General features: G+C 64.7%; 20 protein-coding genes. 9 read left to right on the top strand and 11 right to left on the bottom strand.

Going from position 1 to position 21,738, the window contains the following annotated elements:
* Positions 1 to 242 precede the first annotated feature (242 nt).
* Together ACLJO0_RS36730 and ACLJO0_RS36725 are read left to right on the top strand one after the other, a co-directional pair.
* The gene (locus ACLJO0_RS36730; protein WP_410583840.1) at positions 243 to 1,598 is read left to right on the top strand and encodes a hypothetical protein; all 1,356 of its coding nucleotides are present in this window, start codon (positions 243 to 245) and stop codon (positions 1,596 to 1,598) included.
* A 498-nt stretch (positions 1,599 to 2,096) separates the two neighbouring features.
* Entirely contained in the window at positions 2,097 to 3,092 is a 996-nt protein-coding gene (locus tag ACLJO0_RS36725; protein ID WP_410583838.1) for a DUF4238 domain-containing protein, read from the top strand.
* Between the two features lie 213 nt (positions 3,093 to 3,305).
* Here the strand turns inward: ACLJO0_RS36725 and ACLJO0_RS36720 are convergent, their stop codons facing one another.
* Both ACLJO0_RS36720 and ACLJO0_RS36715 read right to left on the bottom strand, forming a co-directional pair.
* Positions 3,306 to 3,950 carry a hypothetical protein gene (locus ACLJO0_RS36720; protein WP_410583836.1) on the bottom strand — a complete coding sequence of 215 codons (645 nt, stop codon included), beginning with the start codon at positions 3,948 to 3,950 and terminating at the stop codon, positions 3,306 to 3,308.
* A gap of 28 nt (positions 3,951 to 3,978) precedes the next feature.
* On the bottom strand, positions 3,979 to 4,524 hold the full coding sequence (locus ACLJO0_RS36715; protein ID WP_410583835.1) for a hypothetical protein: 546 nt from the start codon (positions 4,522 to 4,524) through the stop codon (positions 3,979 to 3,981).
* 161 nt (positions 4,525 to 4,685) lie between these two features.
* On the opposite strand from ACLJO0_RS36715, the gene ACLJO0_RS36710 reads away from it, so the two are divergent.
* The 4 genes from ACLJO0_RS36710 (at position 4,686) to ACLJO0_RS36695 (ending at position 8,082) form a co-directional block, all read left to right on the top strand.
* Entirely contained in the window at positions 4,686 to 5,651 is a 966-nt protein-coding gene (locus ACLJO0_RS36710; protein WP_410583833.1) for a hypothetical protein, read from the top strand.
* Between the two features lie 214 nt (positions 5,652 to 5,865).
* A complete protein-coding gene (locus tag ACLJO0_RS36705) occupies positions 5,866 to 7,035 on the top strand; it encodes a 3'-5' exonuclease (protein WP_410583831.1) in 1,170 nt (389 codons plus the stop codon).
* Between the two features lie 128 nt (positions 7,036 to 7,163).
* The gene (locus ACLJO0_RS36700) at positions 7,164 to 7,730 is read left to right on the top strand and encodes a hypothetical protein (protein WP_410583829.1); all 567 of its coding nucleotides are present in this window, start codon (positions 7,164 to 7,166) and stop codon (positions 7,728 to 7,730) included.
* A gap of 4 nt (positions 7,731 to 7,734) precedes the next feature.
* Positions 7,735 to 8,082, top strand: a complete 348-nt coding sequence (locus ACLJO0_RS36695; RefSeq protein ID WP_410583827.1) for a hypothetical protein — start codon at positions 7,735 to 7,737, stop codon at positions 8,080 to 8,082.
* Between the two features lie 619 nt (positions 8,083 to 8,701).
* Here ACLJO0_RS36695 and ACLJO0_RS36690 read toward each other — a convergent pair.
* From ACLJO0_RS36690 to ACLJO0_RS36675, 4 genes are all read right to left on the bottom strand, one after another.
* Positions 8,702 to 9,634 carry a hypothetical protein gene (locus ACLJO0_RS36690; protein WP_410583825.1) on the bottom strand — a complete coding sequence of 311 codons (933 nt, stop codon included), beginning with the start codon at positions 9,632 to 9,634 and terminating at the stop codon, positions 8,702 to 8,704.
* Positions 9,635 to 9,770: 136 nt separating this feature from the next.
* Positions 9,771 to 10,085, bottom strand: coding sequence for a hypothetical protein (locus tag ACLJO0_RS36685; protein WP_410583823.1), 315 nt, complete (start codon positions 10,083 to 10,085; stop codon positions 9,771 to 9,773).
* Positions 10,045 to 10,452 (bottom strand): hypothetical protein, encoded by a 408-nt coding sequence (locus ACLJO0_RS36680; protein WP_410583821.1) that lies wholly within the window; start codon positions 10,450 to 10,452, stop codon positions 10,045 to 10,047. The genes ACLJO0_RS36685 and ACLJO0_RS36680 overlap by 41 nt, the downstream gene beginning before the upstream one ends.
* A 58-nt stretch (positions 10,453 to 10,510) precedes the next feature.
* Positions 10,511 to 10,849 (bottom strand): YfbU family protein, encoded by a 339-nt coding sequence (locus ACLJO0_RS36675; protein ID WP_410583819.1) that lies wholly within the window; start codon positions 10,847 to 10,849, stop codon positions 10,511 to 10,513.
* A 543-nt stretch (positions 10,850 to 11,392) separates the two neighbouring features.
* On the opposite strand from ACLJO0_RS36675, the gene ACLJO0_RS36670 reads away from it, so the two are divergent.
* Positions 11,393 to 14,611: a hypothetical protein gene (locus ACLJO0_RS36670; protein ID WP_410583817.1), complete on the top strand. Its 3,219-nt coding sequence runs from the start codon at positions 11,393 to 11,395 to the stop codon at positions 14,609 to 14,611.
* A gap of 48 nt (positions 14,612 to 14,659) precedes the next feature.
* Here the strand turns inward: ACLJO0_RS36670 and ACLJO0_RS36665 are convergent, their stop codons facing one another.
* The 4 genes from ACLJO0_RS36665 to ACLJO0_RS36650 all read right to left on the bottom strand — a co-directional run bounded on the left by ACLJO0_RS36665 (position 14,660) and on the right by ACLJO0_RS36650 (position 18,922).
* On the bottom strand, positions 14,660 to 14,815 hold the full coding sequence (locus ACLJO0_RS36665) for a hypothetical protein (protein ID WP_410583815.1): 156 nt from the start codon (positions 14,813 to 14,815) through the stop codon (positions 14,660 to 14,662).
* A 67-nt stretch (positions 14,816 to 14,882) separates the two neighbouring features.
* Entirely contained in the window at positions 14,883 to 15,416 is a 534-nt protein-coding gene (locus ACLJO0_RS36660) for a hypothetical protein (RefSeq protein ID WP_410583813.1), read from the bottom strand.
* A 37-nt stretch (positions 15,417 to 15,453) separates the two neighbouring features.
* A complete protein-coding gene (locus ACLJO0_RS36655; RefSeq protein ID WP_410583811.1) occupies positions 15,454 to 16,707 on the bottom strand; it encodes a hypothetical protein in 1,254 nt (417 codons plus the stop codon).
* A gap of 724 nt (positions 16,708 to 17,431) precedes the next feature.
* Positions 17,432 to 18,922: a pentapeptide repeat-containing protein gene (locus ACLJO0_RS36650; RefSeq protein WP_410583809.1), complete on the bottom strand. Its 1,491-nt coding sequence runs from the start codon at positions 18,920 to 18,922 to the stop codon at positions 17,432 to 17,434.
* Between the two features lie 326 nt (positions 18,923 to 19,248).
* Here ACLJO0_RS36650 and ACLJO0_RS36645 point away from each other — a divergent pair, with 326 nt between their 5' ends.
* Positions 19,249 to 20,157, top strand: a complete 909-nt coding sequence (locus tag ACLJO0_RS36645) for a hypothetical protein (protein WP_410583807.1) — start codon at positions 19,249 to 19,251, stop codon at positions 20,155 to 20,157.
* A gap of 61 nt (positions 20,158 to 20,218) precedes the next feature.
* Here the strand turns inward: ACLJO0_RS36645 and ACLJO0_RS36640 are convergent, their stop codons facing one another.
* Positions 20,219 to 20,458 (bottom strand): hypothetical protein, encoded by a 240-nt coding sequence (locus ACLJO0_RS36640; protein WP_410583805.1) that lies wholly within the window; start codon positions 20,456 to 20,458, stop codon positions 20,219 to 20,221.
* Between the two features lie 206 nt (positions 20,459 to 20,664).
* Between ACLJO0_RS36640 and ligD the strand changes: the two genes are divergently transcribed.
* Complete coding sequence (gene ligD, locus ACLJO0_RS36635; protein WP_410583803.1) at positions 20,665 to 21,675, top strand: non-homologous end-joining DNA ligase; 1,011 nt, start codon at positions 20,665 to 20,667, stop codon at positions 21,673 to 21,675.
* Positions 21,676 to 21,738 lie beyond the last annotated feature (63 nt).

Raw genomic sequence — 21,738 nt, 5'->3', positions numbered from 1 at the left:
ATGCTGAGCTCCAAGCGAGCGCCGCGTTGCAAACCCCCTGCTCTATCTAGCCGGTGTAGTCGCCGACTGGCGACACAGAGCCTGAGGGTAGCCCGAGCACGAGGGCAAGGCCGAGTACTGGCAGATCGGAAGGCTGTCCGGTTAACTAACCTTTAGCGGTATGCCTCGATCCGGCCGCGCTGCGGCGAGCGACGCCCAACCGTGAACGTGGCTAGAAATTATCGAACAATGTTAAGGATATTGTGAACGTGGAAGATTTTGACGAAGAGGACTGGGATGACAGCTGGCTCGACGAACCGCGATTGACATACGCAGAGGCGATGGCCCGCCTGGCAAGGGACGTTGCTTCACGTGTGGATGTCAAGCTCGAATGGAGTGGGCAGCGTGGGCCCAGAAAGAACGCACGGCTGGCCTTTTTGGATAAGGGCGGAGCCGAAATTCTTGCAAGACGCATCGGTTCGGCTGAGCAGGCGGAAACCCTCGGCGCTGTTGTCCGCGGTGCACATCCGATGCCGGGCTGGCATGCCCTGTGGTACCCGCGGGAAGACGTCATCGTAGCGCGCCTCGTTGGAGACTACGACGATCTGATCAGTGCGGTGGCCCGCCGCATTGCCCACCTCAAGGCCAGGACGAGAACATCGATCGAGAGTCCGCTTGGGCGTGACGTTCTTGGTCTAATGTCCTCCAGTGGCGTCCTCGTTGTTACAGATGACGCAGCCACATCATCGGGGCAGGAGCGTTCCTTGCGGTTGAAATTGGCAAGCACGGAGCTCGGCACGCTCTATCGGCGCGGGTACCAGGGCGCGCGCTGGCTCGCGGTGGAGCTGCGGGACTTCGGCATGTCTGATGTGCACGACGCGGAACAGGTACTTGCCGAGTATGGGGCAAGCTACCTGCATGAGATCGCACGGTCGTCCGGTGTCTCGCTTCGGCTCTGGAACTCTGGCTACCGCATGACGTGTATGGCGAGTTCGGATGTGGATAGGAAGGTTCGGTTTCCTGTACACAGATACGATCCCATCCCCGCTGCCTTGTACGCAGCCGGCAATGCTGCCGACCGGGACCCGTTGGAGAGGTACCTGAAGTTCTACCAGGTGCTTGAGTACTACATGCCTCGAGCCGCGGAGGACCTTAGGAAGAAGCAAGGGGTCGACAAGGTCAACAAGGCGATCACTCCCTATCCGACCGGCGACAACGACAGGCTCAATGCCGAGCGAAATAAGCTCGCCGCGGTAATCGACGATTCCGTCACTGACGTGCAGATCACTGGATTTCTTCGCGGCGGCCATGCGCTAACAACCTTGAGTGACCGGCAAGTCATCAGAGATGTCCGGGTACTGGCAGCCGACCAGAACGGAAACCCAGTACGGGGGAAAAACTACCGGCAAGATCTTTCGGAACGCGTCTACGAAATCCGTTGCCGGATCGTGCACGCGAAGGAGAGTGACGGCGGAAAGAACAAGGACTTGCTGCTGCCCTACGACCAGGAAGCTCGTGATCTCGGCGCAGACATCGAGGTCGTCCGTTTCCTAGCCGAACGAGCCCTGAAGCGCTGGGCGGGTAGCTTGAGTACGAATCCTGGTGGGCGGCGCACGTGACCGAGCAAGTCGCTTGCCGAAGGCGACACCTCTAGATGGCCCGCAGGGCTTCCCGAGTCCCGCAGAAGGATACGTCGCGCCAGGACAGATCGATATTGTGGTGCACTCTGCCACAGCAGGTTCCGCCGCTCAGGACATGGAGTGGCCTGCTGCATGTCCGTGCGCCGGACTTGCTGATGACTTGGTTGAGCGGGCTAAACGGATAGACGCCCAGCATCGAGAAGTACACCAGCGGCCGATCTCGGCCGAAGCACTTCGCGAGGCCCTGGGGGCTGGGGCGGAGCGCTCCCGTAGCTTGACGCGTGTGGTCCGCTTGGAATGGCGCGGGCGGGAGCATCTACCTGCGGAGGGCGCTTCCTAAGTCCGACGGTTCGCGTACCGGTGGGGTCTCTCGCCGCGCTGGTTGGTCAGTGTGGAATGAGGACGTCTAGGCCTTCGACGCAAACATCTGGGACGAGGCGATGAGGAATGCCAGGGCAGGCGAGACGGCACCACGTCGTGTCGAAGTTCTATTTGCGCTATTTCGCGAACGACAACGAGCGGGTCACGACCGTCATGCTCCCCGGTGATCGCACGTTCCAGCAGAGCATTGGTGACGCGTCCGTCCAGGTCGATTACTACACCGTGATCGACCAAGCGGGACAGCAGAGCGACGTAGTGGAGCAAGCTCTCTCGCTCGTGGAGGCACCCGCGGCGGCGGCATGGCGAGAAGTTGCGGCGGGGGCATGGCCGCTTAGCGACGAGCACCGGCAGAGCATGGCTGCGTGGATCGCGCTTCAGCTACTGCGCGGGAGCAGCGTTCGCAACAGGATGAGCGAGTTGGCGTCCCATGCACTTCTGTTGGAAGTGATTCTTGGAGGGCGCACACGGCTGCGAGAGGCGCTCAGCGCAGGGGGAGAACCCGTAGACGACACCGCGGTGAACCGCGAGTGGATCGGACTCTTCACGAACCCAATTCGCGCAGAGGTTGCTACGAACCATCACATGCAGCATCTCGTCAACATGCTACCTCGGGTCACACAGTCCCTCCTCGACCGTTGGTGGATTCTGACGGTGTTCAAGCGCAAGGCACTCGCGACCTCTGACCACCCGGTCCACCTCGTTCCAAACGAAGAGATGCTGCGGATGGGCATGGGGACGGGGATCGAGAACGCGATGGCCATCCACGTGCCGCTAACCCGCCGCCACTCGTTGGCCATGTACCAGCCGTCCGCCATGCCATCGCAGCTCGCCGCCCCTGGAAGCGACATTCGGCAGGCAGGCGTCGTCGCCACTGCGCTCTACAGCAACTCATGCGTCGTCAACAGCGCCCGCCGGTTCCTGTTCCATCACCCCGACGACGCGCCGCTCGACGGCTTCGATCTGTCGCAGCCGCGTGAGCGCGAGGTCGTGGTTCACGCCCAGTTGTGGGGCTGGATCGCCGAGGACGACCGGCAGGTGCTCTTGGAGGCCGGGTTCGGTCCTGACGACCTCGCCGCTCTCCTTGACCGGTAGCAGAAGAACATGTGAGTGTGACGCCGGGATTGCCGGGCCGTACAACACGATCGCTGGACGAGGCACCCGCACGTCGACATGTCAAGTGCGTTGCGAGACGAGCTCTAGGCCGTTGCGCCAAATTGCTGGCACCTATTTGAGCGTTGATTAAGGTCGGTTACAGTTCTGGACTTTCCTCAATATATCGATAACGTCCAGATCAAAGCGTTGCGGCTATCTGTCGTCCTTGCTTGCACGAGGGTGCTGGTCTTGGTGGGCAGTGGTGTTCTCCCAGGCGAGCTGTGATTTGGTGACTGGGCCGTTGATGACTGGTCCGTGGTGGATGGTCGTTGTGAAGGTGTTGCCGGAGCGCTGGTTGCCATCGAAGAGGAAGTCCCGGCCGGAGGCCGTGATGTCGGGCCACAACACGCCGTCGACTTCCTCATCGATCGTTGCGGCGGTGATGTACCTGAGGTCGTAGAGATGTTTTGCTTCGCGTTTGAGCTGCGCCTCGGTGAAGGCAGTTCCCTCGAAGCGGACTTGGTCGCTGGCGAGGAACTCGTCCCAGTTGGGGGACTCGGGATGTTCTTCAAGCCACTGGAGCATACGGTGCCGCAGTGTCGTTGCGCGGCGCTTGGGCCGCTCGTTGATCAGCTGTTGCGCTCGACGGACACCAGCTCCGGTCAGTCGGCAGCGCACCTCACCCAGGGTGTAGGTGGGGTGGACCAGGCCGCGATTTTCCAGGTCCTGTACCAGGTCGGTTGGCGTCGCCTCGTCGAATCCACGCTCGGTAAGGAAGTCGTCGACGACGACTTGTTGACCAGTCTCATGGATGTGCAAGATCAGCGCGTCGCAGTGTTCATCGAAGGAAGTCGTCATGGTGCCCTCCCGTGACCTGTTCTGGTGTTCAGCTGACTCCGGTCAGTCCGGCGATTGCTGCCTTCGCCCAGTCTTCGGCGCCGGCGGCGAGACCGGTGATCAGCCCATCGCGGATCGGTGACAGCGCACCACGCAGCAGGTTGATCGCGCGTCGTAGCTTGCCCGGTTCAGGTGACTCGACGCCGGTAATCTCCTTGAGTACGTCGTTCGCTGCCTCGGCGGTCTCGAGGCGGTCCTGCTCGTCCAGGCCGACTTGCGGCAGCTGCTCCAGTAGGTCGGTGACCAGCTTGGCTAGCGGCTCGTAGCCGGGTGCGACAGTGCTGGTGTTGGTGGCGTTCTGCTGGTTCTGGGTCACCGTCTCGTTGTTCCACGCGATCTGCGCGCCGGAGACGTCACCGTGGAAGACCGGGCCGTAGTTGTTCACGGTCGTGCCTGAGCTGCCGGAGCCCAGAGGAGGCAGCTCAGGCATGTCGGTTTCGACCGGGATCCGGATCGGCCCTTGCTTGTCGAACTCGCGCTGGAGGTCCTTCGTGAACTTCGCGATGGCGCGTTTGTCGATCGAGCTCCCGCCCATGCTGACTCCTTCCCGCTGAACGTATAGCTCGGAACTGTACGCGTGACCACCGACAGAACACCGTCCACAATGTCGTCAACCTGGGCGACATTCGACGATCCTGTTGCGTTTCGCGATGAGGTGACGATATCCCTGTGAACACACATGATGGAGGCAGAGCGATGACCACCGACTTCGACGAACACCGCAACGCCCTGCTCATCCGTCTGCATGAGTCCGACCTTCAAGACATCAACAGTTTCCTGGCCGAGCGAGGCCTCCGCGACGAGAAGGCAGTGGACCTGGTCAAGGACCTGGAACAGGACGGCCTGGTGAAGCCGCTGTTCGGGTCAGGCGGGATCGCAACCTGCCGTCTGACCGGCCGTGGTGAGCAGCAGGCCCAGCGACTCGTCAAAGAACGACCGGCCCGACGCCTTAGTGTGTTACGTCAGCGGATGCTCCTGTGGCTGGAGGGCCATCGCGACATCTTGGATTGGACATCGTTCCTGCATAGTGACCAGGCCAGGTATGCCGACGGAGACTTCACCTGGGACGACATCGCTCACGAAGCGACCTACTTGTCGAACAAGAGGCTAATCAAGGCGCTCGCCGGTGATCAGCGGCCCGACGGCACACTCAAGCCACGGCTCACCTCGGCCGGCCGCGATTGTGTACTCGACCATGACGGTGATGTCCGGAGCTACCTCGCCGGCGGGCCTGCCTCGGACGGAGCACCCACCACCAACTACTTCGCTCCGGTGATCCACGGTGCGGTGTCCAACTCGCAGTTTGCCAGCGGTAACGCCCAGGTCACCCAGAACCAGCAGAACACGATCGCAAGGGCCCCCGAGCAGTACCAGGAGTTAGCGAGGATCGTTGCTCAGTTGCTGGAGCAGCTCCCCGAGCAGCGCGATGTTGACGAAGAGAACCGGCAGGACGTTGAAACTGCCGCCCTCGATGTCCTTGCCGAAGTCACTGAGTCGGAGGATCCGCAACGGGGAAAGGTGCGCCGCGCGACCAAAGCTCTCTCTGGCATGCTGCTCCACCTTGGTCAAGCTGCCGCCGCAGGAGCGGCTGCCGGGACGCAGTCCGGTGTGCAGGACTGGGCACAGGACGCCATTAACGCCCTATCCAACGTGATCTTCTGACCGGCGCCCCGCGGCGCAGCTCGGGGCCGCGGTGCCATATTCGTGGTACGGATTGCCCCGCCCTTGGCGCACCGAACTCCAGTGACGCGCGCCGTGAGGAACTGGGCTGAAACGGAACACCCCGCCCGGATTGCTGGACTTCCTACTCCGCTAGAACTGTCGGTGCCCTCGTGTATACGGAGGGTTCCGTTGATGCTGGAGGAGGAGCTGTCCGATGTCCGATGTCCCGATTTACCATCGCAGCGAGGTGCCCGAGCACCTGATGACCAGCCGACAGCTGACCGCGGCAGGGAGGGGCGCCGGTAGTCCAGGCCGCCCCGACGCCTACATGCTGGTGGAGCTGTTCGACTCTCGGTTGCGCAGCGAAGGGTTTGTCGAGGAGTTCGATCGTCGCGCGGTTGACAGGCATCGCGCGGCAGTGTGGGCGCAGGAAGTGTTGGAGGATCCCACTTCCGTGCTGCTGGACACCGAGACTACCGACTTGCATGGCCGTGTGCTGGAGATCGCGGTGGTGTCCTGCGGCGGCGAGGTGCTGCTGGAGACCCTTGTCAACCCCGAAGGGGAGCAGATCTCGCCGTTCGCGGCCGCCAAGCACGGCATCACTGCGGAAATGGTTACGGAGCCCCTCGTGCCGATCTTTGCCGCCGTGCACGACGAGCTGGTGGAACTGCTGGCTGGGAAACGGATCGTGTGCTGGAACGCCGACTTCGATCGCCGGGTCCTCACTGCTGAGGCTGACCGACTGTTGCCCAGCTACAGCACAGCCGTCTCCACCGACTGGGTGTCCGCCCAGTGGGAAGACGCCATGGCCCGCCACGCCGAGTGGTCAGGAGAGCGCACGGCAGAGGGCAACGGCTACGGGACGCACAGGCTCGACGGCGGTCACCGGGCGCTCAGCGACTGTGCCGCGATGCTGACCCGGCTGCGGGAGATGGCCGTGAACCCCGAACTTCCGCCGCCGCCGAAGAAACGCGGGGAGTGGACCGCAGACGAGCAGGCCGAGCTGGAGATGATGGCCCGAGCCGGCCTCAGCGCTACGGAGATCGCCGAACGTACTGGCCGCACGGAAACCTCTGTTCGCTGGCGGCTGTATAAAGTCGACCTCGGCGACTTTCCCTCAGACCTCGTCACTCCTCACACGACGCCGAAAGCTGAGCCTGCCTACACGATGGACGAGCTGAGGACCGTTCACCGCAACTCACACAAGCGCTGGACCGACGAGGAAGAACAACGCCTCGCACGCCGTCACGCCGAAGGCGCCTCTATTCAGCAATTGGTCGAGGAGTTCGGCCGAAACGAAGGCGGCGTTACCGCGCGCCTGGCCCGGCTCAGCCTGATCACGCCACCTGAGCCCTCGTCGTCGTCGACGACGCCGCCATTTTGAGACTGCACCAACTTGGGCTGGAGCAGGGGAAGGTCAGAGGGGACGCCGCCTGTTCAAGCTGGGGACGGCGCGTCACCGATCGCCACGAGGGACACCCTTCGCGGAACGAATTGTGGTAAAAGCTGCTGATGAACCCCGCCGTCCTCAGTGCTTTGATCAGCGTCGTCACAGCGACGGTCGTGACCTTGGGGATCGAATTCGCCGCGAAGCCACGGCTGGAAGCGCGCAAGGACCGGGTGGTGTCCGCGCATCGAGAGTTCCGCGCGCTGGTTTCCACCCTGGTGGAGCTGGGCCACCAGTTGTACGAGGAACGTTTAGACACCCAGGTAGGTGAGCGGCCGAGGGCCGAGACGGCAGCTCAGATTGTTTCGTTGGCCCAGACAGCCCACCGACAAGCGGTAAACGCAGAGAGCACGGTTCCGCGCAAGCTTCGTCGGACCGCCTTGAATGCGGTAGTTGACCTCCGCCACCACTGCGAGTTGGTCGCCGAACTTCGAGGAGTCGACGTCAAGGGTGCGGAGTCCGCCCGCGCCTTTGAAACCCTCACTAGCTACCTGGAAAGCGCTGATCGCGCTCGCAACAAGGCCGAACACCTGTACACGCTGCCTCGCTGGAAATTCTGGCGCCGAAACGCCGCCATCTCGGCGACATACGACGCTTGGAAGCTCCCGCCATTGCGCAACTTCAACGATTGACCATGTGCTGCCCCCGTCTGCCAAGCAACTGCCCACGGACCAAGCCCGCCGACGGCAGGCCATGAAGCCCGAACAGCTCGGCCGCCCGGACTTCGGGCTGCTGCAGAATGCCGCTGGCGGCGACGTGGCCGTGGCGTACTTCGTCTTCGATGTCCTGCAGCTCGGCGGCGACCGGCTGCTGGATGAACCCTACGAGCGGCGGCGGGCGGTGCTGGAGGGGATCGAGCCGCCGGATAAGAACCTCGTCGCGATCACTCCGTCCTACAGCCACGCCGGCCTCTCGGCCGCCGGCATGGGTCCGCACGCCCTGCTCGACGTCGCGAGGGACCGCGGACTCGAAGGCCTTTTGTAGACAGGGTTTGCCGCTGGCCAGTTGACCGGTTCGCTGGCCGAGCAGTTTGTGGCCCGTCACCACGACGACCAGGAAAACGCCCTGCCGTGGTGTCGTGAGGTGTTGTGACTGGCTGGGTGACACCGGGATGGGTGAGGCGGCTAGCCGAGGCGGCGGGGGTGAACAAGATGTGTGGCGCTGGCCGGGTGGTGGCCGGATGGTTGCACAGAATGGAGTATTGACGATGCGTTATCGGGCTATGTCGATGGCAGCGGTGGTCGGGGTGGTGACCGCCGGCCTGATCGCGGGCGCAGGCCGGCGAGCGCGACGCCTCCCTGTGCCGTACTCGGCAACTGCGGCAGCGAGGGCGGGGAGGGCAACTTCCTGTGCGGCGTCCTAGGCGGCGTTCCCGTAGCGGGGGACATTTTCAATTGCAATTCTGCGGCTCCTTCTCCCGGCGACGACGAGCCCGAGGACGACTAGACGTACCGGCTTCCTGAACATCCCGTCGGGCAACGTCGCGCAGGGCACCGTCAGGTGGGGCGTGCGCCAGCCTCGCGGGCATCTACGTCGGCGGCGGCCCCGCCGACCACGGCCGCGGTGGGGCCGCCGCCGGAGTCCACGCAGAAGCTCGGCGGGTTCATACCTGCAGGTCGTGCACGGTGAGGTCGGGTCGCACCCGGTGCACTTTCGGTCGTAGGCGGTTCGTGAACGTCGCGATGGTGGCCTCTACCCGGACCTCCACCACCACATCCGGTATCACCGGCCGGAACTGTGTCTGGCCGCGGCCGAACACCCCTGACGACACCTTCTGCGGCGGCTCCCCGGTCAGCCTCACCTGGCCTGCGACCTCGGAGGCGATCTCCGGGGTGATCGGCTGGGATAGTCCGATCTTGCGGAGCTGTCCGGTGCTGTCGGGGCGGGCCAGAACGAGTTCGTCGGGACAGTCCGGGGTACCGGTCACTCCCACCACGACCGCGTCGACGACGACCATCTGCCGGATCTTCACCCACGATCCGGACCTCCCGGCTCGATAAGGCGAACCGAGTTGCTTGCCAACACATCCCTCGATTCCCACCTGGCTAGCGCCGGGATCCATCCAGGTCAGGGCGACGGACTGGTCGGTGGTACTTGGAGCGAGCTGCAAGGGCGGCGTGACTACGGCGAAGAGCTTCTCCAGCCGTTTCCGGCGATCGCGGTAGGGCTTTGGCCGGAGGTCGGTACGCCCGTCGGCGAGCAGGTCGAAGGCGACGAAGTAGATCGTGATGCCCGCTTCCGCACGACCGCGCGGTGTGGAGGTCAGCGCCCCGAAGTCCAGCCGTCCGTCCTTGAGGGCCACGAGCTCGCCGTCCAGCACGACGTCGCCGAGCGCTGCCGCGGCCGCCGAGATCTCCGGGAAGCGTCCCGTTAGGTCGGTCTCCCGGCGGGACTGCAAGTACCCGTCCACTGTAAACAGCAGGCAGCGCCAGCCATCGAATTTCGGCTCATAGGCCCAGCGTCCCGTCCGGGACGTCGGAATCTCCGGAACCGGCTTGGCCTCCACCACCGCCACCGGCGGGCGCAGCGCGGCCATCATCGACCTGCCGAACGCGGACGTTCCGACGCGTGACGACGCCGCGACGGGCCGGGTGCGGGCAGGGAGGCCATGGGCCGGTCACCTCCGTTGCGTCGGCGTCGTCGCCCTCTCTTCGCACGGTAACCCTTTCGGCCTAGTGGCGCGGTGTTTGCGCTGGTCGGGGCCCCAGGTGGGTGATATTGCGGGCGTTGTCGAGAGCGGCGCGGAGGTGTTCGTTGTCGATGCTGAGCCGCTGGATGGTGGCGATGGCGAGCTCGAGGTGCTCGGTGTGCTCCTGGTTGGCCCGGCGGAGCCGGGCGTTGTCCTTGCGCAGGTCGCTGTAGCTCTCGGCCGCTGTCGCGGTGTTGGCTGAGGGTGCTTTGGTGGTCGCGAGTTCGGTGACGATGCGCTCTCGAACAGGCCCGTGGTCAGCGGAGCGGAAAACCCTCCGGGTCGTTCCCGCGGCCACGCTCCCGACCAAGCGCCTTGAGGAAGTCGTCTTCATCAGGAGTGGGGACACGAGCGAGAATGCCGTCACCGATGATCTGCTGGCGAAGCGAATGAGCGCGGTTGAGGTCTGGTGCGCCGTCGGGTTTGGAGAGCACGTCCAACACGACCTGGCCCGCAGGCGCGTCGGGGGCGTCCACGAGCCGGACGTGCCAGCTCGACACCCCGCCGACGTCGATGTACCCGTGCCAGTCACGATGCCGTCGGATACGCCGACGCTCACGCCATTCCCCGAACTGCTTCCAAATCCACACGACCACGCCCGCCAGGACGGAGAGGCCGCCGAGGATCGTGGCGATCCACGCGCCGCTCTGGAGCACACCGTTCATGAACGTCCCGGCCTTCCCTGAGGGCTTCGGCGTTCGGCGGCCGAGCTTGACGAGGATGTCACCAATCGCGCGACGTGCGCAGCGGGGGCGGGTTGAGCATCGTCCTCAGGTCGTCGCCGTCGAGGTGATAGGTGTCGTGGCTGGTGAAGCCGCGGTCGGCTTTGCGGGCATCGATGATCGCGCGGTAAGCCCCGAGCATCTTCTCGTAGTGGTGCAGTACCGGCATATGTGAATTGCCGCCCTCGTGCTCGTCGTCGAAGTGGTACGCGAGCGGCTCCCAGCGGCCGGCGGCGATGAGGCACTCGGCGAAGCTGGCGAGGTTTCTCTCCCGCTCGTGGTTGTGGTCGAACCCCGCGAAGCTCAGCCAGCGAGAAGCATGGTCACCCAGTTCTGCCACCGCCTCGTCACCGAGTCGCTTGAGCGCAGGCTGTGGGGGTTCCCCGCGGTAACACCGCTCGTATCGAGCGGCTTCAGAGGCAGATCTCCGATACCCGAGCCTCCGGCAAATCTTGGCCGCTGCTGCCAGAAACCGTTGCCGCATCGGCCCGGCGGGTTCTGCCGCCCAGGCCCGGCGGGCCCGCGCGTTCCCATGCTTCGTGGACGTCTGAGCTTGAAGCCGCACTGCGCGAGCAGTGGCTCGCCGCCGACCCCGCCACGGCGCCGACGGCGCTGCACGACCAGCTCGCCGAGCAGTACGGGCGCACGGTAGGGGCGATCCGATCCCGCTTGATCAAGCTTCACTGCGATATCGACTCGGCTGGCCAAACTTGCACTCCTGACCGCGCCGCCGCGCTCAAAGCCCGGCTCGACGCCGAATACGCAGCCGCCCGCAGCTAAGCCTCGGGCCTCGGCGCGGCGGCCGTCCTGATTGGCTCGCCTGGTGGCGTGTCGTTGCCGACAAATACGGACAGGCGATGTCGACAATGGACAGGTGGTGTCGATGACGGAGGACGGTGGATCGTTGCCGGAGCTGCCCGATGAGGTGGCGTCGACGATCATGCGCGAGTTGCCCACGCAGGGCGCGAGGATCTTGGCGTGCCTGCGGACGGCGTCGGTGTTGATCGTTTACTCGCTGGACGACGAGGCAGATCTTCGGCTTGCTGAGAGCGCGGCCTACAACGTGCGCGAGGCGGTCGATGCGGTCGTCAAAGAGAGCAGCCCGTTGCCCGGTGGGGGTCTTTCCGTCGTGCGTGAGGCTTGGCAGCGGTACGAGGCGGAGATAGCGCGGCCGGATAACGACGGCGAGGCATCGCTGGCCGCGCTCACGGACGTTCTGCGACGCATCGCCGAGAAGCGGGATCGGGACTCGTACCACGCCGCTCGTCTGTTGCAATATCTCCGGTCGAAGGCCGGCATCGATCCTCTGAGCGGCGAGCTCGACCCGGTCAAGGAGTACACCCGGCTTTACGGCGAGGCAAGCCAGGCTCTGCATTCGCAGACGACTCTTCAAGCCGCTGTCACGCTCTATTCCCGTGCCGTGGCGTGGTTCATCCGGATGTTCACACCATCCGATGAGATCGTCCGGGCACTACGGGCCTTGGCAACCGAGCCGTGGAGCGGCCACGACCAGGTTGAGCGTTTGCGGAACCTGGCGCTGAACGAACATCATCTCCGGCTGTTTCTCGGGCTGCTGACCGACCCCGGCTGGCTTACACCCCTCTACGACGCGAACGTGATCGCGCTACCGACACCGAGCGGTACCTGGCCGGGGGCGGCGCTGCTGGAGGGCCTCGGGCGCACCGCGCCAGCAGAGGTTGCCGTCGTTTTGATGAGTCTGGTGAAGGACGTGAAGCAACGCACGCTCAAAGAGGACAGGGCGAACGTGGCGTTCACCCTGCTGCTGTTCGCGTCCCAGTTAGGATCCGCCGGACATAGCGCAGTCGGTCACATCGTCTCGGCCTATTCAAGCAACCGGTCGGTTCGTGTGATCGGAGCCGACGTGATCAAAAAGGCCGATCCGACAATCCCGCTTGTGGAGACTGTGGCCAGGAAGATCCTGAAAGACGATCCTCTCGACACCGACCGCTACTACTACAAACTGGTGCTCGAACGACTCGAAGCAGGGCTCAACCGCGACAACGCCACGAGCCGCATTCGCATGCTCGCGGCCAAGACACGGGAAGCGTCCCAACATCACCAGGCCGGCTGGATCACTCGAGACAGTGCGCGCCTCACCGCCGACCTCGGCGAACACGATCGCCACTATCTCGTCATCCTCGCCCACGGCCTTGCGCGCCTGCTAGAGCAAGCACCGAACCTCGGCATCTCCACCGCGGACCTTCTTAAGTGGACAAAGGACATCGGCGGCGATCTCGGGGAAAGGATCACCAGCCGCGTCCTCGCACTCGCCGCCGACGTCCCGATCCACGACAAGATCGATCACATCACGCGCCGCCTCGCGTCGTCCGCCCCCACCGGCGACGACAAAGATCTCATCGACGCCGTGCTCCTCGCCGACCCCGAACCGGGTCTTCTCGCGCCATGGGCCGAAGCGCTCGGCCTACCGGGAGACGATCCGGTCGGTGATGGCGAGTCCATCCCGGCCGCACTGCGCCGTGCTTGGCACTGGTCGACAGTGCTGCCCGGCTCTGCACTGGAGAGCTGGCAGGACCGGATCGCGGAACTGGAGGAGCGCCACGGCTCCCTCCCGCAGGAGCTCTTCGAGCACAGGACTGATCATGTGACCATGATGTCGGGGCAATCCGCATACAGCGCGAAAGAACTGTCCTCCCTGTCCGTCGCCGACGCCATCGACACGATGGCGCGTTGGCGGCCCGACAGTGATAGCCGCGGCCGCATGGTTCTTGCTCGTGAACTTGCCCGGACCCTCGAAGGTGTCGTCGAAGCAGAACCTCAGGCGTGGACGGCCGATCCCGTGTCGGTCGTGACTGCTCTGCGGGAACCTGTGTACGTCCTGCACTATTTCGACGCGGTCGCAAAGAAGGCAGCCGATGTCGTCGAGAGTGCACCGGACATCGTTGCGGCGGCCCAGCTCGTGCGGACCGAACGCTGGACCCCGATCGTTCTCGGGGAGGACGATTTCGACTTCGAGCCGGACTGGCGTCGCGTCGAGCAGGTGACAGTGGACCTCGTCCGCGCGTTGGCGAATCACGACACCCGACTTGCCGACCATCTCGACACCGTGTGGGCCTGGGCGCTGGAGTTGATCGACCGTGCACCTGAGAGCGGAGACGCTGCTCATGGTGACCACGACGCGCTGTTCCGCGCGATCAACGGCCGCCGCGGAAAAGGACTACAGGCAATTCTTTCGCTGGCGGGCTGGGAATATCGCAACGGAGGCGTGATCCGCCCTCAGTTCGTCGAACTGCTCGACGAACTCGTCCGGATACCTGGTCCAGTCGGCATGGAGTACCGGGCCGTCCTCGCCCAGCACCGCAGATTCCTCGAAACAATCGCAAAGGACTGGCTCGGCCGACGCGTCGACACCCTGTTCCGGGACACCGAACTGGGCATCGAGACGCTCGAGCTGACCTTGAAGTACGCTCAACCCACCCCCTGGCTCTACGCCAACCTGCGAGATGAGTTGATCGCCGCGGCAAGACAAAACGCGGACAACGCGGTCGATACCCTCCTCGTAGGAATGCTCCGCCGCGAGACAGGGTACGAGATTCCCGCTGTCCTCCAGGCCCTCCGCGGCTGCCCTGAGGCGCTTACCGCCGCATCCTCAGGAGCCGCTGTCTTGGTGCAAGGCAGCACCGACGGTGAACCCGAACTTGACGCCGCCGCCGAGTTCTGGCGAGCCTTACTCGATGCTAACCGTGTAACTGTGCCCGCCGACGCACTCCGTGCCGCCGGCCGGTGGGCGTTCGTCACCGGCCTGCCTGAAGAAACGTGGGCACAGCTCATGGTCCGAACACTCGCCATCACCGGCGGCGTGGACCACTACGCCATCGAAGTCGCGGATCGCTGCCGAACAGCACCCGTCCCGGACGACAGCACCAAGATTCTGCTCATGCTGCTGGGCAATGGCGCGCCGTGGGAGCAGGACTACGTCGCACGAGCCTCGATCGACGCACTACGAACCATCGGCACGACACGGTTCGACCCCAACTTCGATGAACTCCGCACCAAGGTCATCGACCGCGGCTACCCCGAAGCAACCGACATTGATCCGTATGCCGACCCAAACAGCTCCTGAACAGCAGGTCGGTCCACCGCAGCCCGTCCGGCCATGGCCCGCCGACGGTCAGCAACGAAGCAGGAACAGCCTGAGCGCAGTGGACACGTTCTTCCGCACGAACTTGTCCGGTTCGGCGGCCGACAAGGCACGCCCGTTGCGGCCAAGCCGGTCGACCTCGTGGACGGTGAGCATGTCGCCGGTGAGCATGTCGCCGGTGGGCATGTAGTCGAGAGCGGCTTGCAAGCCGGGCCGGAATGATCCTGCGGGCAGGGCCCGTCGCCGGGCTGTGTCAGAGCCCTTGCGCCCAGTCGCGTATCGCGGCGTGAACGTCGTCACCTGGGATGGTGGCGGTCTCGACGGCGGATCCGACGTCTGGGTGGTCCGTGGGGGAGGGCCAGAACTGCAGGAGGAAGTTCTCTGTGCGGTGGATGGTGTCGTGGGGGTTGGCGTTGAAGATCGTGTCGACCTGGTCGCCGCCCCAGCGGTGGACGCGGACCTTGTAGTGGCCTGGGTTACCGAGGTGGAGGAAGTCAGTTTCGCTGGCTGGGGCGGAGAATCCTCGGGCGCCGATGTCGGGGTTGTCGAAGGAGAGATCGATCGTGGAGGTGTCGGCGTCCGGTGGGCCGCCACGGGCAGGTTCTGCGAGCCAGGCCTCCAGTCGCACGGCTGCGGCGATAGTCCATTCGCTGGCCGGGTGAAGGTGAATGGTGCCTGGATGTGCGGCGGCCCAGCTGGTGCCGGCTGGTGGGAGGTGCGGGGATGGTTCTGTTCCCCGCACCTCGATCACGAGCTGGCCGTGGTCGACGCCGGTGTGTCCTTCCACGAAGGCAGTCGGCGCCGGTGGCCCTTCAGGTGGCCAGTCAGCGCGCCCAGACGTAGAACTCATCCAGCGCACCGTACAGGACACGATCGCGGTCGTACCACCATCTCAGGACGCCGCCCGCTGAGCCGTTCTGCGTGCCGTTGACGTACTTGACCGAGAAGTTCCCGTCTCCCTTGCCCGCGCCCTGCAGCGTGGTCGCGAATGGGTATTCGTCGCACTGGTCCGTCGGGTTCGGTTTCGGGATCGTCGCGCAGGCGATGTTCTTCGCGGCCTCGTTCGTCTTCCAGACATCGCCTTTGTAGGCCACCCGGTTCAGACCTGGCTTGGTCAGGTCTGCCCATTTCCCGGGGATCACCTTCGGCGTTCCCCTGTTCGGGTCGGTCTGTTCCGGATGGTCCTGGGCGAGCATGATGTGGTCGACCACCTGGTCATACCCCTGGCCCTTGATGTAGTTCAGCCGCGAGGTGACGTCGGTGAAGATACAGGACCTTGGGGTGGTGAAGTACGCGGCGGAATCACAGCGCAACCCCAGCCGGGTCCCTGGTCCCCAGTCGATACTGCGCCCGAAGTCGTCAACCCCGAACCCGCTGCCCGCGACGAAGTTCCGGATCACCTTCTCCGGCTGCTGGGTGGCCACGTTCTCATCGGAGTTCATGTTCCACTGCACCCAGTCGCCGTCGTCCCAGTCGCCCACATCCATGACGACCGTTTCGTTGTCGATCGAGCAACCGGAGGTCAGGACCGTGCACTGGAACGTGACACCCATCGTGGACCAGGCAGAGAAAGTTCCGCGGGTGTTGTAGTCGTCACCGTGGATGAAGATGTGGGTTTTCCGCTCAAGTGGGTTCGCCACGGCAGCGGCGCGGTACAGGACCTCGAAGTAGCCTTCCTCCTTGCCGTTGACGTAGATCGCGGCCCAGATCTTCCCTTGCTGGCACCAGAAGTTCCGATTGAGGATGTGCCCTTCGTTCGAGCCCGCGCCGGGGCGTTTCAGACATTCGTCCAGGATCGGGATCGGCGGCTCTGCCCGTGTGGCGGCGGCGCCCAGGGCAGTCCGGGCGGAGTCGACCTTCTCTCGGTCGTTGCCGTAGCTTTCCGATACTTGTCCCCGTTCGGCGGCGATCCGGCGGGCTTCCTCCAACGACCCGGTCCGGGCAGGCGCCGGTTGCTGCTGCAGCCGCGGTGTCGGCTCGTTGATGCCGGCGAACCCGCCGACAGTGACAACCTCGGGCCCCGTGGCAACACGTCCGACGGCCGATGCCGCACCCGGCACCACCAGAGAAGTGACCACCAATCCCGCTGTCGTCAGTGCGAGAACACTACGAAATACGCGTCTTTTCACAACAAGTACTCCCCATAGCTCATGTTCCGGTCAGCACGCACGAACACGAAGGGAATCAAGTTCCCAGAAATTCCCCGACCAGTTTCACTTAGGAAACTTCCCCTCAGTTCGCCGCCGATGCTAGTGAGAACAAAACAACATGGTCGAGTGCCGTCACCCAGAAAGACGCCGCAGATTCCGGGCGGCAGCTTGCTGGCGGACTATCCAATGCGCGTAGACGTGGACGGATTCTCTCGGAAAACTCATCATGTGCCATCGGATGGTCGCAATGTCGTAGTGGCACGCCGTCTGGGCTGGCCGTGCTGGCGCCGGTCCTGAAGAGGAGGCTGCCGCGGATCGGAGGCAGGTTCGACGCGGCCAGCGTAGGCAAACGTCACTCGTCCCGCGCGGCCCGCCGCCGGGTCCATGCCTTCCTCGAACCGCGCTACCTGCTAGCCCTGGCCGGCCGGGATCGATCTGTCAGAGCGGTCGCGTAGGCCCGGGCAATACGGACCTGGCGTGCGGCGCCGAGTCCGGGGTCGTAGTCAGGCAGAGTCCTGGAAGCGGCGCAGAGGGCTGATTGTGCGTGCCACGATGGCCCGGTCCGGAGGTTGTGGCGGATGAAAGTACCGTCTCCATGATCCAACGCGACTTGGAGCGAGGCCGCACCTGAAGTGGAACCAGCTGGCCCGCGCTAGGCGTCTGTGCCTGGCGAGGCGAGCACGGCTGGTACGGGAACCAGTCGTGCCCACATCTCTTCTGCAGCACGTGGTACTTCAGCACTCCACCCTGACGGCCAGGACGAATCCCCGATTGAGTCCACGCGGATACTCGCCCCAGACGCGCAAGACGCTACGTCGAATGTCGCCTTGTCGAAGTAGGCGTGGCCGGTGAAGCTCACCACGTCGAACCAGACGTGGCAGGCGAAGATCGCTTCACGGAACCAGGCGTGGCCGGTGAAGGTCGCTTTGTTGAACTGGGTGTGGCTGGCGAAGGTCGCCTTGATGAAGTAGGTGTCGCTGAAAGTCGCCTTGATGAAGTAGGCGTCGCTGGTGAAGTTCGCCTCGCGGAATAAGGCATTGTCGGTAAAGTTCGCCTCGTTGAACCAGCCGTTGCCGATGAAGCTTGCCTCGTCGAACAAGGCGTGACTCATGAAGGTCGCCTTGATGAAGTAGGCGTCGCTGGTGAAGGTCGCCGAGCTGAACCAGGCGTCGCTGGTGAAGTTCGCCTCGCGGAACCAGGCGTCGCTGGTGAAGGTCGCCGAGCTGAACCAGGCCCGGCCAGTGAAGGTCGCCTTGTCGAACGACGCGTGGCTAGCGAAGGTCGTATTGCGGAAGTAGGCCTCGCTGGCAAAGGCCGTTTCGGCGAACCAGGCGCCTTGGGTGAAGGTCGTGTCGCTGAAACCGGCGTCGCCGGCAAAAGTTGCCCTATGAAACTTAGCTTCGCGGATCTGGCAGTCATCGAGATTGAAGTCGATAAGTGTGGCGCCGGTGAGGTCGACGTTGACGTCCCTCCAGAAGGTCCGTGCGGGATGTTCCGGGTCGCCACCCGGCCTTAGGTGTGTGGCGAGGATGCGCTGAGCTGTGAGGCGGACCTCGCGCTCCTGCAGAGCTTCGTCGTCGATTTCAGCCACCGTCGATGATGTGGCCTGCTCGGCGACCGGGCGGGTATGTCCGTGCCTGGGGGCCAAAGGGCGGTGGATCCCGGGCCGATTATGGGGCCGGCGCGTGCCTGGTAGCTGGAAAGGGGACCGCAAGTAGGCGCAGATCACGTCGACCACGACCTGGCGGTGGTAGGGGTTGTCCTGGGCGACGCGTTCGAGCGCATACAGACCGCCGTGGCGGACTGCGGGTCTATCGGAGCCGAGCTGTTCGACGGCCTTGACGTACAGCTCAGTAAGCCGTCGTTCCGTGGCGTCGTGCTCGGTGACGCGGTTGGCCTGCTCGGTGGCCCATTGACGCCGGCCCGCGAGTACCAGGGCGACCACGCCACCTGTGCCGACTCCGACCGTGAGTCCGGTTCTGATCAGCTCAATCTTGAGCTGCGCGTTGCCCGCGGTAGAGACGGTCAGCATCAAGGTGATGACGGCCGCGGCCGCGAGCAACGTGACCGGGACGACGATGGCTGCGATCGCCCACCACCACGTTCCCCCTCGGGCCCGCCACAGTCGCCACGCCGCGGCCATCGATCCACTTATCCACTTCACGACTCGTAATCGTATGGGGGCCCGCTGTTCGCTACGCGACTCCGGACATCCATTCGAAGAAGCAGCAGGCTGCTCATGAGCAGCCTCCAGCTACGGGCCAGATCAGCACGGCGCCGAGGTCGGTCGCCCCGCCTTCCCGCTGATTGCGCCCTTCCGGAAGAAACAGTCCCAGCATCATGCGGCGCGCAAGATAGTTCGGGAGGCCTCGTCGCAGACGAAGAACGTCTCCACGTTGGAGTGAACCTGCTCGGCGGGCAGGTCGAGCGGGCCGGTTCTGTCGGTGGTGTCTGCTCGGATCTGCGCTCATGAATCACGATTTCACCGAGCTGCTCGCTCAGCTGCGTGCCGCCACCACCGATTCTCTTGCTGACCAGGCCGAGCAGATCACGCAGGGCGCGCAGGAGCTGGGCTTGCGGGTGATCCCTGCCCGCCTCGATCCCGATCGTGTTGTCGAAATCGACTCGGCGACGCTGTCGGCGGAGCAGGTCGTGGCCATTGCCGCGTCTGTGGATGCCGCCCTGCTCTACCTGAGCCGCGTCCTGGTGACGCAGGATGCCGTGGACACCGCGTTGGAGGATCTCGACGCCGGCGCGGAGCGGACCCGGGTGAGCAAGGCGCTGTTCCGGATCGTCGGCTGGACAAGTCGTGTCGAGGTCGGCTTCGCCCACGCCGGTGTCCTGCACGTGTGGGAGGTGACCGCGTCCTGGCACGATGCCCTGGACGAGCTCACGACCCCGGCTCGTTCGTCGCGCTGGGATCCCGAACCCCGCGTGAGCGACGACGCCGAGGACGAGAAGCTCATGGAGCTGGCCAGGCAGGTCGCTGCGTCCCCGGAGTTCCGGCGGGCCCGCTATGCCCTACGCCGGTCCGTCGCCGAGCAGCTCCCGGTGCTGGCCGAGCTGCGTAAGGACGCGGACAACGGCCCGTGGATGATCTCCTCGGTCATCAGCGCCGCCGACGAACTGGTTCGGGAGCGTGCGGCCGAACGCGCGGAACTCCTCCAGGCCCGGCGGGACGACCTGGTCGCCGAACTGGCCACCCACCCCGACTACGCCACTATCCGCACCGCCGAAGCACGCCTGAAGTTCGTCCAGACCTGGATCCGTGACACGCATACCGCCGGGCTGCCGATGGAGACCTGGTGGCTCAAAGAGCTCGTCGCCCTCACCGCCCAGGCTCGCAAGACCAGCGGTGCCCTGCAGCTAACCCTGTAGCCGTCGTAAGGCGCGGATGAGGGCCATGGAGCCGGGGGCCGTCGGTGGTGAATGCGCCCGTTCAAGCGGCTGAAATGTTCCAGCACCACGCGGCGCGCAACACGGCGACCAGGGCTTCGTCGTCGGCGATGGTGGGTTCGGCGTCTCCGACCGGGAGCCAGAGTTGGTCGACGACGCGCCCGCGCTGGCGGCGGGTGACCGTGATACCGGGATAGGTCATGGTCTCCGCCGGGCCGCGAGGGTCGTCGACGACCACGGCCCGGGTTTCCCAGCGCAGCTGAACATGCCGTTCGTTCCGCATTCGGCGCCGTCCCTTCTAGCCGGTCTCGTCCGGCTATGTCGTCTATCAAGCGGCGCATGTAACAGGCCGTGTCCACAGCTAGCGACGAAAACCGTGGTCACCTGGGTGTGTCACGACGGAATCCGGCGATACTGCGCCATTCGGGTTACGGTGAATCGCGGACGTGAGAGCGCGTCCGTAGATACCCGGCTGCTCGGGAGACCGTCATGGCACAGGACGCCGCAAGGGGTGAGCGGTCGCGGGTGCCGGCGTTCATCGAGCCGATGCTCGCGAGCCAGGCGCGGGAGGAGCTTCCGGACGATCCGCGGTACGCCTACGAGTGGAAGTGGGACGGCTACCGGGCGGTAATGAGGGTCGCCGCCGACGGAACGACGAGGCTGACCAGTCGCAACGACAAGGACTTCACCGGCAGATTCCCGATCCTCGGCGAAGCTATGGGCGACGCGCTGGAGGGTCGCCAGGCGGTGCTCGACGGCGAGATCGTCGCGCTGGACGAGCACGGCCGTCCGGACTTCGGTCTGCTGCAGAACTACGCCACCAGCGACGATGTGCCCGTGGCGTACTTCGTCTTCGACGTCCTGCTGCTCGGCGGTGACCGGCTGATGGACGAACCGTACGAGCGGCGGCGGGCGGTGCTGGAGGGGATCGAGCCGCCGGACAAGAATCTCGTCGCGATCACCCCGTCCTACAGCCACGCCGACCTCTCGGCATCCGGCATGTCCCCGGCTGATCTGCTCGACGTCGCGAAGGACCGCGGCCTCGAAGGCCTGGTAGTGAAGGCGATCCAGTCGAAGTACGTCCCGGGGGGCCGATCGCCGGAGTGGATCAAACACCCATTGATCCAGACCATCGAGGTCGTGGTGTGCGGGTGGCGTTCCGGGCAAGGCCGCCGTGACGGGATGATCGGCGCCCTGTTGCTCGGCGCCCTCGACCCCGGCTCCGGCGACCTGGTCTACATCGGCGACGTCGGCACCGGATTCAACAACCAGGCCCTCATCGACGCGAAGAAGAAGCTCGCTCCGCTGGCCCGCAAGACGAGCCCGTTCGCCGACGAGGTGCCGCGGGACCGCGCCAAGGACGCGCACTGGGTAAAACCGGACCTCGTCGGCGAGGTCGTCTACCGCCAGTTCACCCCGCGCGAACACCGCCTCCGCCATACCGCCTGGCGAGGATGGCGCCCCGACAAGCAGCCCGCCGACGTCCAGGTCCCCGAGTAGGGCTGAGGCGCACCAGCGGCAGGCGCTACATCCAAGCGGAGGCGAAAGCGATTGCCCTTCGGG

Origin of the sequence: Amycolatopsis sp. lyj-108, from assembly GCF_046549005.1 — a bacterium.
In the GTDB taxonomy this organism is placed as follows: Bacteria; Actinomycetota; Actinomycetes; order Mycobacteriales; family Pseudonocardiaceae; genus Amycolatopsis.
Note: the sequence above shows the minus strand (reverse complement) of the source record. Positions and strands in the feature narration are given on the sequence as shown.